The 15,668-nt window shown below is 36.0% G+C and carries 7 protein-coding genes; 1 reads left to right on the top strand and 6 read right to left on the bottom strand.

The window, feature by feature from the left end:
* Nucleotides 1–42: 42 nt before the first annotated feature.
* On the top strand, nt 43–789 hold the full coding sequence (locus IPJ53_07465; GenBank protein ID MBK7798933.1) for a hypothetical protein: 747 nt from the start codon (nt 43–45) through the stop codon (nt 787–789).
* A gap of 37 nt (nt 790–826) precedes the next feature.
* On the opposite strand, the gene IPJ53_07470 is transcribed toward IPJ53_07465, so the two are convergent.
* The 6 genes from IPJ53_07470 to IPJ53_07495 form a co-directional block, all read right to left on the bottom strand.
* Complete coding sequence (locus IPJ53_07470; protein MBK7798934.1) at nt 827–1,585, bottom strand: response regulator transcription factor; 759 nt, start codon at nt 1,583–1,585, stop codon at nt 827–829.
* On the bottom strand, nt 1,585–4,527 hold the full coding sequence (locus tag IPJ53_07475; GenBank protein ID MBK7798935.1) for a histidine kinase: 2,943 nt from the start codon (nt 4,525–4,527) through the stop codon (nt 1,585–1,587). Before IPJ53_07475 ends, IPJ53_07470 begins: the two co-directional genes overlap by 1 nt.
* A gap of 521 nt (nt 4,528–5,048) precedes the next feature.
* The gene (locus tag IPJ53_07480; protein MBK7798936.1) at nt 5,049–5,744 is read right to left on the bottom strand and encodes an RluA family pseudouridine synthase; all 696 of its coding nucleotides are present in this window, start codon (nt 5,742–5,744) and stop codon (nt 5,049–5,051) included.
* A 15-nt stretch (nt 5,745–5,759) separates the two neighbouring features.
* Complete coding sequence (locus tag IPJ53_07485; protein MBK7798937.1) at nt 5,760–9,857, bottom strand: gliding motility-associated C-terminal domain-containing protein; 4,098 nt, start codon at nt 9,855–9,857, stop codon at nt 5,760–5,762.
* Nucleotides 9,858–9,911: 54 nt separating this feature from the next.
* Nucleotides 9,912–12,029 (bottom strand): S46 family peptidase, encoded by a 2,118-nt coding sequence (locus IPJ53_07490; GenBank protein MBK7798938.1) that lies wholly within the window; start codon nt 12,027–12,029, stop codon nt 9,912–9,914.
* Nucleotides 12,030–12,139: 110 nt separating this feature from the next.
* Nucleotides 12,140–15,652, bottom strand: coding sequence for a hypothetical protein (locus IPJ53_07495; protein ID MBK7798939.1), 3,513 nt, complete (start codon nt 15,650–15,652; stop codon nt 12,140–12,142).
* Nucleotides 15,653–15,668 lie beyond the last annotated feature (16 nt).

Here is a 15,668-nt window from a genome sequence, read left to right on the forward strand (position 1 = left end):
GTAAACAGCACAGCATATAGAAATTTATACCTTTGTTAAATAATGAAATTAAATATGGGCGCTTTTATAATAAAAATTAATGCTTTTATCAAGGGATTGATATTGTGGCTTAGGCCTCATATGTTAATTGGTTTTTTAGAAAAGCCGTTTTATTTTACCGCTAATCTTATTAAGCTATCAAGATGGATTAGCCATAATAAAGTTGAGGGCGTTTTAGATGATTTTTTTACAGCAAAAAGAGATTATTCAAAAAGATTTGAATTATATGACTACGTCTCTAAAAAATACAACCTATACTCGGATGAAATATTATATTTAGAGTTTGGAGTATTTGAAGGACATTCCTTTAAATGGTGGATAGGAGAAAATATAAATCTCGAAAGTAAATTTTATGGCTTTGATACTTTTGAAGGGCTACCCGAACATTGGGGTGTTTTTTTTGGTAAAGGCACCTTGATGGCAAATATTCCTGAAATAACTGACACACGCGCAACATTTATCAAAGGGCTTTTCCAGGAAACTCTCCCCGGGTTCATAAGAGAGGGGGAAGTTTTGAGTAAAAAAAGGAAAGTCATTCTATTTGATGCTGATTTGTTTTCATCTACTTTGTTTTCATTAAGTTCGCTTCATCCAGTACTAAATAAAGGGGATATTATCTTTTTTGATGAGTTCAATGTTCCGAATCATGAATTCCATGCCCTTAAAATTATGGAGGAGAGTTATTATTTGAAAACAAAATTAATTGGATCTGTTAACAACTATTATCAAATTGCTTTGGAGGTAATATGAAAGCAATTGATTCGATAAAGATTGAAATATAACTACTTCAAATTATCCTTTTTGAAATAACTTCCAGTAAATTCGTTCTGATTCTTCTGGAGATTGGAATGGTTGTTCCGTCATAAAGCCTTATTTCTTCTCCGTTCCTACCTACAAATTCAATCAGTTTTACATTGATTAGATGAGATTTGTGCACCTCGTAGAAATTATATTTTTCCAGCATACTTTTGAACTCCCCTATATTTTGGGAACTGATCAAGGTTTTGCCATTTGCACAAACCACCTTGGTATACCCGGCCCAACCCTCACACCGAACAATGTCGCCTACTCTGACAAAATGTGCCCCCTCCTTCATTGAAATGGCAATGTTGTGATTTTGGCTAATGGGAAGCGATAAATTGCGTAATAGATTCTGGATACGGTTGTGTTCAAATTTCAGGTAGACTTTTTCAAGGGCGGCATTAATGGCATGAACGATCTCAGCATTGCTAATGGGTTTTACTATGAACCCAACTGCACACAAACGGATGGCATCGATGGCATGCTGGTCCAGACTGGTAACAAATATCAATTCGAAATTGTGTTTGGGCAATCTTTTGAGCAATTCCAAACCACTCTCCCCGGGCATTGAAATATCCATAAAAACTAAATCCGGCTGCTTTGACAAAATCTGCACATAAGCATCACGGGTAGTTTGGACTTTATCCAAAATTTGAATGTTGGGAAACAGGCTAGTTATTTTTTCTTCCAGAATAGCCAGTGCATCTTGTTCATCGTCAACTAATATGGCTGTTACGGTTTCCATTATTTTATATTTAATATCACCCTGGTTCCTACAGGATTAGATTGTTCTGTCAAGTCTAAGTACTCTAAAGTAACGTAAAAATGGCCCTTTTTATTAACCAGATTGATCCGGTCAAACATCATCTCTAGACCCCTGGAAATGTGCGTAGCAGGTTTTTGGCTTTTAATTTGGGCTGCTTTTTTTCTACCGATTCCATTGTCTTCAATGGTGATTTTAAGTTTTTCTGCTTTTTCTTCAATTAGGATAGAAATAAATCCACCATTTTCTTTATGAAATAACCCATGTCCCAGGGCATTTTCAATAATTGGTTGCAATAGCAGAGATGGGATTTTTATTGTGGAGGTGTCCAGGTCATTTGGGCGCACCTCTATGCTGAAATCCAGCCTATTCTTAAATCGCAATTTTTCAATTTCCAGATATTTACTTATTAATTGAATTTCATCTTTTAGCAGAATGTCTTCATTTTTGGAAGATTCCAGATAAAGCCTCAACAATTTTGAAAATCTGCTCAGGTATTCATCAGCCAGAGCCTTTTGATCATTTTGTATCAAATTCTGTATGGACCCCATTGCATTGAAAACGAAATGTGGATTCATTTGTGCTCTTAAAGACTCCAGTTTTACATCTGAAATTTGCATGTCTGCCAATAGCTTTGCTTTCTCAGTTTTCTTTTTTCTTTTAAGAACGAATTGTATGATGCCGCTCAATAGCGATACCATAAAAATAATTCCCAGAATCCTTGCAACCACTGTTTCATACCATTTAGGCAAAATCATAATTTGCATGGTAGACTCATTCGGAGATATCTGCCCTTTGTAATTTTCAAGTTTGCATCTAAAGATATAAGTGCCAGGTTTGCTTAAGTTGAAATTTATTTCTGGATTAGCTGTTGAATTCCAGTTGTTTTGTAGTCCCTCTATGGAATAATGGTATTTTTTTTGTTCAAGACTATTATATTCGAAAGGCTCAAGAATTATTTTGAAACTTGTGTTACTTCTTGATATTGAAACTATTTTTCCTGAATAGCAATCAGAATTATGACACAAGTTAATTTTCAAATTCAAAAATGGATCAGCTTTGTAATTAGTGTAAATTAATGATGAAAAATACGAATTCGAAATTGCATATATTTTATTTGAATTAGAATATATGTCTACAATATTACGGTCGTTTAATCCGTCTTGGCTGGAAAGTGAATTAATGTTTAAGAATTTATTTTTTGGGTCTAAAAAGGTGATTCCATTAATTGTTGATAAAATAATTTTATTTTCATTATTTATGAATAAATTATTTATACGTGTATTTGTTTGGATTTTTTGATCAATAATTAAATTTGAGTCGAAGTGAATTAGGTCATCATTGTTTGTACTAATTATTAAATTATTTCCCAATACATCTAAGTCTGTAATTATTAATGAATTTGGAATATTTATTTGTTTCTTGTCAGATCCTTTGAGTGGTTTATGTAAAACGTATAACGAATTATTTATTGAAAAGTAAACATGGTTATTTGTTGAGGAAATATGATTTGTAAATCCGTTTGATAAAAAATGAAATTGCAATTCATTTGATGAATTATTAATTGCAATAAAATCATTAAGTCTTGAAATGTATATGTAGTCTTTGTCTCGAGAAATATATTTACAGATATTTTTTTGTAATGGGTAATTAAAAATCAACTTATTTTGTTCAGATTTATTAAATTTTGAAAAATAATCTTTATTAATTAAGCCAGTTTTTGTCTGAATTTCAAAAACATTTAGAGTGTTGGCAACGATTAAAGATGAATCATTAATATCAATACTGTGGATTGGGTCTAAACCTAGATTTGCTATTTGTATTAACTCGTTATTTTGAAATTTATATAGTATGCCTTTTGTTGTGCCAACAAAGATGTTGTTCTTGTATCCATTTATTTTACAGAATCTCCCATATTTATTATTTAAATATTTACTTTTAATTTCATTTTTATTAAAAGTGTTCAAAAATACACCACTAAAATTAGAGCCTATCCATAGGTTGTTATTTCTATCTTTAAAATTTCTTGTGTACTCAATATTTCTTTGGGTGTTATATGAATTTGATTCTACAATAGCACTTGAGTCAATAGTAATATATTTATTAGAACTTTCAATATACAATTGGTTATTCTTTACTGTTGGAAGATAGATGATGTTGTTTTCGGATAATAGTTTATTTAAATTGATGCTTGAAATAATTTGATTTGATTTAAGAGAAATAATTAATATTTTATTTGCATCATTGGCATACATATATATATAATTATTTGTTTTATAAGCGTAAAATGATTTATAATTTGATAATTTGTATTTATTTGGTCTGATGTCATTTAAAAATAGTAAATCACCATTTTCAGTAATAGAATATAGCCTTAGTTTGTCGTTTGAAATAATTAGACATAAATCATCATTTAACGGAATGAAGTTATTGAAAATTTTATTTTCTAAGTACTCATTAAAATCTATCTTTACTATTTTGTTTTTAATTTCTTTATACAATATTCCAAGATTATCAATTACATATATTCCAGATTTTCCTTCTAAAATATTTAATTGCCGACATTCACTTTCAAGAAGATAATTTTTTTCAATCTTTCCATCCTTAAATGCAATTAACTGATCCGAAGTGTTTTGAGCCCATACTCTATTCCATTTATCTTTATAAAGACCATAAATTATATTGGTAGGCATCCCTTCTTTAACCGTAAAGTTTTTAAAAGTATGGCCATTGAAAACAGAGACACCCCTGTCTGTAGCAAAATACATGTAACCCGTGGAATCTTGGCAAATGGCAAATACTTTATTGGACAATAACCCATCGGCGACAGTGTAATTCTTATAAGGACTCACCTGGGCATAAGCCGATTGTGGAAAGTGTACAACTAAAATGGTTGAAAAAAAAAGTGAGCAAAACCAAAGCATGAATTTTTGCTTGCAGATCAATTCAGATTTTATGTTTTTGTGTACCAAAGTTCAAAGATAAAACATTTGAAATTCCCTCTAAACAATCAACCAGCAACTGATTAGATACCTAATTCATAAAGAAATCCACAGAGGACTATCCTCTGTGGATTGTAGGGGTTTCTCATAGTATTATGGATGCGTCCATTGATTACTAAGAGGATATATAGAAGAATAGTATTTTTTATTACGGTATAAAGATACTACTGACTACTAAATGTGTTCAGGTAAACCGATTAACGGTAGGTTTTAACCGATTATCGGTAAAATGAATTTTGAGTAATTTTAATAAAAATGCTTAAAATATTGGCTTTAATTAATTATCAATTAAGTTTATATATATGTATTTAAATATAATATGTGTGATTTTGGCATTTTTGGCTTGGGCAGAGTTTTGCTTACAGTTTTATGACCTTTTCAGGTGCATTTTAGTGGTCATTGGAGACCATCATTTTGTGTAAAATGCAATTAAACAGGATCCGTTACTCCTCAAGCCTACTGAGAATAGGCTCGAATTTAGTCCATGGGGCCTCTTTAACCGGCAAACAAGTAAATTTCATCAACTCATTTGAAATTGGGTGTATGAATTCAATTTTCCAGGCATGCAGGCCAATGCGCTTTTCTGTTAATCGCACCGAACCTCGATAGTGCTGATCATTCCAAACAGGGTGACCCAAATAAGATAAAGTAGCTCTTATCTGATGATACCTGCCGGTAAGTAAACTAATGTCAAGTAAACTCAATCCGTCTGTAAAATCTAAATGAATTGATTGAGTGAGTATAGGTTTATAACCGGCTTTTGGGAAAGGAAAAATTTCAGCCCTAAAATTCTTTAGATTTTTTTTTAAAAATAGTTTTTGAGGAATCTCTTTTAACCTGAAATCACCTTCCACAACTGCCAGATAGTTTTTGTGTACCTGGTTTTCTAAAAACAGTTCATTTAGTTTGACTAACATGGAAGGTTTCTTTGATACCACCATCAAACCACTGGTCTGACGATCAAGTCGATGTGCCAGTCCTGCGATCAGGTTTTTTGCTTTTTGACCTGATGAAATATAATAGTTCAGTATTTGCTCTTGAAGATTATCAAATGCTTTGGCTGCATCTGGTTCGCAAGGAAGCCCGGCAGGTTTGTTGAGGACGAGCAGGTCTTTATCTTCAAAAATTATGTTGAGCAAAATTGGTTTATTAGATTATCTGAGTAAGTTGATATCACCGGTAAGTTGTTGGACTTTACCATCATTCCATTCAATTTCAAGTACGTAAATAAAAACTCCCGGATTGAGTGGTTCATTCTTAAATTCTCCATTCCAACCTTCACCTGGTATGTTGGGCTGAATATTTACTTTGTCAAAAATTCTTTCTCCCCATCTACTGAAAATAGAAAATTTTCTGATGGTCTTGTAACTGTCCTCTGTAACACTTGGGAAAAACCAGTCATTGATTCCATCTCCGTTGGGGCTAAATACGGAAGGTATCCATATTCCTTTCTTAATAATTTGGATGGTGATGCTTGCGGATGCAATACAACCCTCTTTATTAGCATAAGTTACAGTGTAAGTGGTCTCTTTTTGTAAATTTGTTACAGACGGATTTGCACAATCAGAACATGATAAATTGTCAACAGGATCCCATTTTATCCAATCGATAGAATCTTTGGGTGTGATGATTACTGCCTGTAAAACCAAGGGGTCGCCCTCATTAATTTTAATCACAGGTGGCAAGCTAACTCCAACCGGATCTGGAATGGTTACAATAAAATCTGAATTCAGAATACATCCATTGGCATCCACAACTCGTATAGTTCTGCGACCTGGTTGTAATCCTGATATGTAGGGGCCCGCAACCGGAATATTATCCAAAAAATAAGTATATGGCTGTACGCCTCCTACTATATTGACTAGGGTGAGAGAAGCATTTTCACCTGTACACCTGGCTTGTTCCAAATCATAATTCAGGAGTGTGGGCACATTCGTATTTTCAAGGACAGAGATGGAATCAGTTGTTTCGCAGCCATTGTCAAGGTTTTTAACTTTTAAATAATAAGTCCCTTTACTTCCTGCCAGACAATCTGTTTTGTCAGTAGCTCCAATGATGGATCCATTGGTCGTGTTCCAAATTAATTGGAAATTTTTTCCCTGATTCTGAACTATTCCCTGAATTAATATATCCTTTTTTGAGCAAGTGATTTCTCCAATGACAGGAAAATTGATCGTTGGTTTGTTGAAATCTTCGAACACACGGATACTGTCCAGAGAAACACATTTGTTAACGGTGTCTTTTATGGTAAGCACATAAACCCCTGCTTTATCAACGCTGATATTTAAATTGGAAGGACTACCCAAAATATTGCCGCCATTACTTTGCCAGCTTGTTAAATATCGGTTTCCATTGCTTGAACTTCCGGCATTTATATTTAATATACTTCTTTTACAATTTAGTGTATCCGGTGTTTGAATATTCACAATTGGTTTTGTAAGGTCAGGAATAATGCTGAGCATGTCGGAAGATTCACAGCCATTAATTAAATCTTTTACTGTTACTGTATAAGTTCCTGGAGAAACAACTGTGATGTTTTTCGATCCGGAATTACCCTGGATCTGACCTCCCGTGCTGGTCCAGTTAAAACTAAATGAATTTGAATTTCCAGATGCCGTTCCACTTAGAGTAAGTTGTTGGCTTTCACAATTCCAAATCAAATCCTTGCCGGCATTTACCATTGGTTTTACAGTATCAATTGCAACACTTACACTGAAGGATGCACTGCAACCATTAGATTGGTCAGTGGCTTTGAAAATGTAAGTGCCAGGTGCATTTATTTTGGTTTGCAGGGCATTCGGAGATTGGATGGTTCCGCCACCCTGAGAGGACCATTCATAACTAAGTTGATTGCCACTCTGCGAATTTGCGGTTGCGGTCAAATCAATATCCAACTTATTGCAGTTGAGTGTGTCGGGTGATTTTATGCTTACAATTGGTTTATTTAAGTCCGGAGTGATTTTGACACTTGAAGAATCCTGACAACCGTTAATCGTATCTGTTACAACTAGTATATAAGTGCCAGGAGTGCGGACTTCAATTTTATTAGTCCCGTTCCCTGATTTTATAATCCCATCCGGGCTTGTCCACCTAAATGAGAATTGAGAACCTGAACTGCTGGAGGAGCCATCAATTGTTTTTAATGTATCCACGCAACTAAAAATCTGATCTGAGCCTGCACTTACTATTGGTTTTAAAATGTTTTGATCAACAAACAGTGAATCCAAATTTTCACAATCATTCGCCCTGTTTTTAATTCGGATGTAATACCATCCTTTTTGGTTAATAGTAGGGTCCACACGATTGCTGCCTGACACAATATTCCCTCCGACGCTGGTCCATGTGATGTCAAGGGAGTCATTGGAATTAACCGTTGCATTCAGTTTAAAACTGGATGTTTTGCAAGTTAGGATTTCATTCTTTCCGGCATCCAGCAATGGCACCATTCTGGAATCTAACACTGTCAAACTGTCGGATGATTCACATCCATTTATATCATTGACTAATTTTAAAATTACCAGACCACTTTTTACAATTAGCTTGTCTGACAGTACATTTTCTTTGGGGAATTTGGTGGTGTCTACGCTCCAAAAATAGCTATAGTTTCCGGATGGATTGCTGGAATTGTTGGTAACGTTCACACCATTGTTTTTGCAATCAATGCTAAGATTACTACCCAATTCAATAAGCGGAGCCAACGTATCAATTTTGACATCCCAATTTACACTGTCTTCACAATGATTGTTTTTGTCAAGTATAGATAATTTATATTTCCCGGGCAAGTTCCCTGCCAGAGTTAATTTTTGATTGGTTATGGTTAAATCCGGATGAGTCCAGCTCAAAAAGTATTTAGTGCTGTCCAGAATAGTAGAGTTTAATGTAAACAGTTGTTTTTTACAATTCAGAAGACTGTCACCTGTTATTCCGGCAATTGGTCTGACAGTATCCGCCTTCACATCATAGTCTATTAAAAGCGTGCAACCGGAAGTCTGATCAGTGATGGTGACAGTGTATTTTCCGGCCTTTTTGACAAGGACTATTTCGGTATTTTGCCCATCGATAAGGTTACTGTCAGGACTCCACTTATAACTGTAAATTCCACTACCTGAAGTAAGGTTTGCAATTAATTGTACGCTGTCCTTCTGACAATCTATCCTGCCGTCAGCATCTACAAATCCGACCAATTCATCGGGTGCGATGTATTCAATGGAGGCTTCTTCTTCACATTCCACAGTACCGTTTTTGTATTTTACTTTTACGGTATAAATGCCGGAACCTTTGGCTTTAGCCATCAATCCATTTTGAGAAATTATTTTACCAACATCGGTAGACCATTCATAACTTACATTCGGGCCAAAAGATGATCCTGTAGCAAATAAGTCAAATGTTTCTGACGAGCATTTTGGTTTAAACGGGATGGTTAATTTGGCAATGACATCCACAATTTCTACAGTGACTTCATCCATGTCCATACACTTTTCAAACATCGCAATGTCATCTATCGCAAAGTCATTTCCAAATCCGACTCCAGATGCTTCTGTTATACAAATATTTGCAGAGCCCGAAGAAGCGGTAAAGCAACCCTCAATTCTAATCCAATCACACAGGGCTCCGGCTACTCCGGACCCAATAGTAGCCCCATTCACTTTGAGATTTAATACAGATGGTGAAACAGGGTATACATTTTGGACATAAAACTCAACCAAATAACTGTTTCCGGGAGTTACCGCCACCGTTTGACACCAAACGTTTGATCCTGGAGTGGTCGATCCATCCACGACCATTTGTTGACCTGATCCGGAAGTGTGATCTCCGCATGGTGAAAAGCCACCGTTATAGGCTTGTGGATTATCACCTACTCCATAATTATTGGGGCCAAAAGGACTGCCCGGGACACCATAAATATAGCTGGTGCTGAATCCTGTATTACCTGCTTCAAAATTTCCGTTAATGATAAGATTTGTTGCGCCGACTCCTTCTGCTGATAGTTTGTACTTATAAATTCCGGGATTCTTGTGGGTAACCTGAGGGTCCAGTATCATAGGATCACTTAATCCGGAAGTAGGGGACCAACTGAATTTTGTGTAATTTCCCATCACGTTCCCTTGCAAAGTAATGGGATCATTTGGGTCACATGTAAATAGATCCGGCCCTGCATCTGCGTCAATACCTGTGCACTGACTACTTAATAATGTAATTCTACCTATGGTTAGAATTGCCAAACTTAAGATGGTACTAAACTTCAACCGCATTTTTCTTTCCAATTTATAAGAACAGATTCTGAATAAAATTTTACGAATATAAGCTTATAATTTTTGCTTTCCTCTTTTATTGTTTTTTGGATGAACCAACTTCAATTCCGAGAGAATGTGATCAGCTTCGGCAAATTTATCTACAATGAATAAAACATATCTCGCATCGACCATGATGTTGCGACAAATTCTGACATCATAATTGATGTCACTCATGGTTCCTTCCCATACCCGATCAAAATTTAAACCTATGAGATTTCCATGTGCATCAATGGCGGGACTTCCGGAATTACCTCCTGTAGTGTGATTGGAAGCTATGAATGCGAGAGGCATTTTTCCTTTTTCCCCATAGACTCCAAAATCTTTCTTTTCAAACAAACTTCTCAATTTTGGATGGACATCAAATTCATAATCTTCCGGAACATATTTTTCAATAACGCCATCCAAATATGTTTTGGGTAGATAGGTAACGCCATCTCTTGGAAGGAAGCCTTCTACTTTACCATAGGCCACTCTTAATGTGGAATTTGCATCCGGATAAAATTTACGCTCCGGAAAAACTTCCATTAGAGCAGCCATATGTCTTCTCCTTAAATCTGCAATGTTCTCCTCATGTTCACCGGCTCTTTTTTGAATTCCATTGATCAAGAAGTAATTGAGTTCTTCATAAAATTTCCAAACCGGATCCGACTGTACCCTGTTTATCCATTGAGGAAACTCAAGAGAATTAAGACTTCTCAGACTGTCCGGAGTAGTGAATGCACTGGAAGTATATAAATTTTCAGTAAAAGTTGAGTAGTCATTTTTATATGCGTTTAACTGATCTCTCAAATAAGGAACCAACAATTCCGAATCCACTCCTTCCACTACAGTCTTAAGTACATTTTTAAAAATTTCTTTCTCAACTTGAATGTCAAAATTTTTAAATATTCCTTCTGCAGATTTAAACATTTCATTTCTCTTGCTCTTGAAAATTTCCTCTCCTCGCCCTTCATAAGTTTCCGAAAGTTTTCGGATTCTGCTGTAGCAATTAAAAAGGTCAATATTTCGCTGAAAACCCTCCGCATAATATTCTTTTGCCACAGCCATAGGTTCTAATAATTGATATTGAGTTTCCAAATCACTAACCAGAGATCTGTAGGAGGCCCAGTTTGGATTGGTCTGAACTCTTTTGTTGAATTCTTCATCAGTCCTTTGTTTTCTTTCTAAACCATTTGTAAATTTTACACCCTGACTTTCTCCAATCCATTTTTTCCAATAGTTGGCAATTCCTGCGTACAAAGCAGAATATTGGATTTTGGTTTTTACACTGCTGCGCATGTATTTGTCCATGATTTTGAGAACCTGGTCACGAATCTTTATTCTCACAGGGTTTTGAACTTCCGTGATTTGACGAACTCCTTCTTTCGTAAGATATTCATTGGTTCTGCCGGGAAAACCAAATATCATGGTAAAATCTCCCGCCTCTACGCCATCTAAAGAAATTGGCAAAGAATGCTTTGGAATATAAGGTACATTTTCTTTAGAAAATTCTGCCGGCAAATTATTCTTTCCGGCATAAATCCTAAAAATTGAAAAATCTCCGGTGTGTCTGGGCCAAACCCAATTGTCTGTGTCTGCACCAAATTTTCCGATGGATTCAGGTGGTGTACCAACCAACCTAATGTCTCTATAGGTCAATGTGACAAAAGCAAAAAACTGATTGCCATTGTAAAAGGATCTGATGCTGACTTCTTCAAATGGTTTTTTTTGTATATTTTTGAGAAGTTCATTTTGATTTCGATCATAAATCAGTCTTCGCTGATTGTCTTTCATGTCTGGTGTGATGTTTTTCAACATTTCTTTTGTCACCTCTTCAATCCTGACTATCAAAGTTGCAGTTAACCCTGCACATGCCAATTCAGAATTGTAATCTTTTGCCCAATAGCCATCCTTGATCAGATTTTTTTCAACGGAGGAATGAGATTGAATATAACTAAATCCACAATGATGGTTTGTTAAAATTAATCCCTGCGATGAAATTATTTCTCCGGTACATCCACCTCCAAACTGAACAATAGCATCTTTTAATGAACCCTTGTTTACACTGTAAATATCTTCAGCATTTATTTTCATTCCCATGGACTTCATCTCCTTTTCATTCAGTGCCTTGAGGAATTGTGGAAGCCACATCCCTTCTCCTGCAAAAAGAGACTGCAAGGATGAAAAAATAATAAATGCAACAATTAAAAAACCGAGTTTGGATACTTTCATTTTACGCAACATAAATTCTTAAATGTTTTTTATTTAACTACTTCAAATCGTAGTTCTTTTGTTTGGCTTTTGGTTCTGATAATTAATTTGTAATACCCAGCTTGTATGCTCTTGAGATTTATATCAAATTCTTGGGTGTTCAGAATAAATTCTTTTCCGAACATTATTTGACCACCCAATCCGATTATATCGATCGCGATAGGTTCTGAGGGAATTTGGTCAAAATGCAATACCAATTTATCTTTTGCAGGAGTGGGGTATAAATAGATTTTACCAAAGCTAGATGTGTTAATTCCTGTAGAATTGTTTATTGTAATGTAATCAGATTTATAGACACACCCCAGCGAATCGGTTACCACAACTTCGTAAATTCCAGGATTAAGATTTTCTAAGTCTTTGGAATTACTAATTTCAACATTCTCCTTATACCATTTAAATAAATAGGGTGGGGTGCCTCCGGTAACATCCAGTACAATTTTTCCTTCATTCCCGGAAGTATGTGTGACCATAGTAGTAATCCTGATTTCTGCTGGTTCGATAATTTTTATTTCGACTTCGGAAATACATCCTATGGAGTCCTTAGCTGTTACCTTGTAAATTCCGGCTGTCAAATTTGTTGGGTTCGATGCAATGCGTGCATCAGAGTAGCTCAGAATAATTGGTTGTGTTCCGCCACTTAATTTCAATTCTATTTTTCCGGTGGAGTCTCCAAAGCATCTTAAATCTTCTTTGGTGTAACTGAGATTGGGGGAAATAAATTTCCTAATATAGATAGAGTCTGAAGCAGAACAACCTGTAAGCGCATTGAGTATGGTCAATTTATAAGTTCCTTCTTCTTTAATTACAACGGCTGCACTGTCTGAAAAACTATTTTGTTGAAAACTCCACGTTTGTTTGAAGTCCTTATTTGGATTTTGGTGACTCAATATTATTTCTCCATGTCTGCAATCGATTGAAGTATAATCCGAAGTTATTTTTGTAACAGGATTAGAATACACCTTTAACCAAAAAGTATCTGATCTGTTGCACCCGGAAGGAGAGAGATAATCCAACACATAGACCCCTGCTTTCGAAAAGGTAGTTATCTTACCTAGGTCAAGGATGTTATAGTTAGAGATTACAGTATCCAATCCCAAAGGGCCTATCCACTGGAAGGTTCCTGTAAGTGATTCCTGACTGGATTTTAATTTCAATGATTGCCCCAGGCAAATTTTTAATGTATCTACATCTTTAAATGAATCGCCTGAAGTGCTCGCTTGTACATTTATTTCTGCAGGGTAGCAATCTGGCAAGTCAATAGAATAAAATCCCCGGCCATAAGTAGAAATGTACATTTTTCTGGTTGGTCTGTGAAGATCTATATCGGTGACAGACGTATTAGGTAAATCAACCCCATAATATTTCCAGTTAAAATCATTGACATCTGAATAGAATACCCCAATGTCAGTACCTACAAATAATAGATTTGATGTTTCATCAAAGGTGACGCAAAGTGCAGGCGTATTTACAAAATTCTTGGTGACATTCCCCCATGTTTTACCTCGGTCCTTTGATTCCATCACTTTAATGGTGCCAAGTCCTCCTCTGGTAATCCAAATCCTGTTGGTATCTTTTGAATGAAACTCTATTCCTGTAACATCCAAAGAAAGAGGAACAGTGGTTTTTGACCAATTTTTTCCATAATCTCTGGTGTGATAAACGATATTACTGTAGGAGGCAAGTATCGTATTGGTATCAATTGGGCTCATCACTACATTTCGTAAATCTTTGTCCTCACCTCCGGTTAAATTCTTGCTGAGTGCAACAAAACTATTTCCACGGTTATGGCTTGCAAAAACTTCGTGATATCCGATGATAAATGTTTTTGGATTTTTTGGATTTAAAACAAATGGGGTGACCCACTGCCCTTGAGGATCGCCTGGGACATTGACTGAAATTTCTGTAAGATCATAAAATCCATTTGTGGTGCGGTATACTGCTGTGCCACCCCAGTATTCCGTATATCCAATGTTTGGATTAGTGGGGTCTATCAGTTGCCACATGGCATCACCCCCATTGGTATTTCCCCAATTGCCATTCGCTCTTCTTATATAGCCTCCATTGTCCTGACTTCCGCCAATAAGTACTGCAGGTGTTGAATTGGATACAGCCATTTTGTAAAATTGCGTAATGGCAAGACCGTTGACCAATTCAGTCCATTTATCTGTATTCTCATCGTATTTGTGTACACCACCATCATTACAAAAATAAAGATCTTGTTTTTGCTTGGGATGTGAAGCTACGTAATGATGGTCTGCATGAATTTCAGGATATTCTGTTCCACCGTGCCAATGGGTAAATTTGGTCCAGGTCACTCCACCATCATTTGATTTGTACAAAACAACATAGCCGCAATACATAATGTCAGCATTCTGCTGACTGAAACACATCACTAGATTTTCCGGCATGTCGGAAATAAATTTAAAGCTTGCACCAAGATCTTTTGATAAGAAAAATTTCTTAGCACCATCCACACTTGCATTGACTCCCAGATAAGAAGGAGCCGCTAGCGTAACAGCTAGTCGCAGGAATGATTTCTGTGTCGCAAAGGAGGAGACTTGATTCCAGCTCTTGCCACCGTCAATAGATTTAAGAATTTCACAGCTCCCCCAATAATCATTTATTGCAGCATATACAATGGAGGTGTCTGTAGGGTGGTATTTTACATCTGAGAAATTTTCATTTCTTACTTTGATCCAACTGGTTCCTCCATTAAATGTTTTATACAAACCATCATTGGTCGCCGCAATTAGGATATTGGAATTTTTAGAATTCATTTCCAATCCATATAATACTTTGTTGTCCGTAAGCTTCCAATTAAGTCCTGTTGCCTTCCAGCTAATGCCGCCATCTGTTGATTTATATACACCAAGACCATATTGCCACCAGCCTTCTTTTTCACCAAGGCTGATAAAAATGTTATTCGGATTCTTCTGATCTACAATGACAATCCCAACTGGCTGCTGTGGTAAATCTTCCCCTAATGAGACATAGTTTAAGCCACCATTGGTAGTTTTCCAAAGTCCGCCGTTTGGAGCAGCAACATAAAAAGTGCCCTGCTGAGTAGGGTGAAAGTCAATGTGCGTGGTACGCCCCATTCCCCAATATCCGCCGGTATTGCGCACAGGGCCTTCATGTTTCCAAGCTTTTTCTTCACGTGAAGTTTGTTTTTTGGATGTCTGGTTGACTAATCGATAAATTTCATGCTGGCGGCTTATATCTGGAAAACTGCCGTCCTCGTTCAATCTGTCTCGCCAATACCAGGCCCAACGCTCCAATCTTAAGCGCTCATTATCGAGGTGATCCTTGTTGGATTTACTTTTTCTATAGGTATCTCTGTACTCCTTTTCTTCTAATTTATGTCGACGAATCATCTTATCCGCTTTGCGGTAGATCTCATTAAAATTTTTTCCTTCTTCGATATATTTCTGAAGTGATTGTATTTGAGAAAATAATGTATTATTAAAAAGTATTATAAGTAATAATAAAAAGTACCTTTTCACGTGCCTTATTTTGATT

The organism is Candidatus Vicinibacter affinis (assembly GCA_016714365.1).
Lineage (GTDB): Bacteria > Bacteroidota > Bacteroidia > Chitinophagales > Saprospiraceae > Vicinibacter > Vicinibacter affinis.

Excerpts from the sequence above, each read along its gene's own strand:
- IPJ53_07475 (MBK7798935.1), bottom strand. The coding sequence starts at position 4,527 with ATGCTTTGGTTTTGCTCACTTTTTTTTTCAACCATTTTAGTTGTACAC.
- IPJ53_07490 (MBK7798938.1), bottom strand. The coding sequence starts at position 12,029 with ATGTGGCTTCCACAATTCCTCAAGGCACTGAATGAAAAGGAGATGAAG.
- IPJ53_07465 (MBK7798933.1), top strand. The coding sequence starts at position 43 with ATGAAATTAAATATGGGCGCTTTTATAATAAAAATTAATGCTTTTATC.
- IPJ53_07470 (MBK7798934.1), bottom strand. The coding sequence starts at position 1,585 with ATGGAAACCGTAACAGCCATATTAGTTGACGATGAACAAGATGCACTG.
- IPJ53_07485 (MBK7798937.1), bottom strand. The coding sequence starts at position 9,857 with ATGCGGTTGAAGTTTAGTACCATCTTAAGTTTGGCAATTCTAACCATA.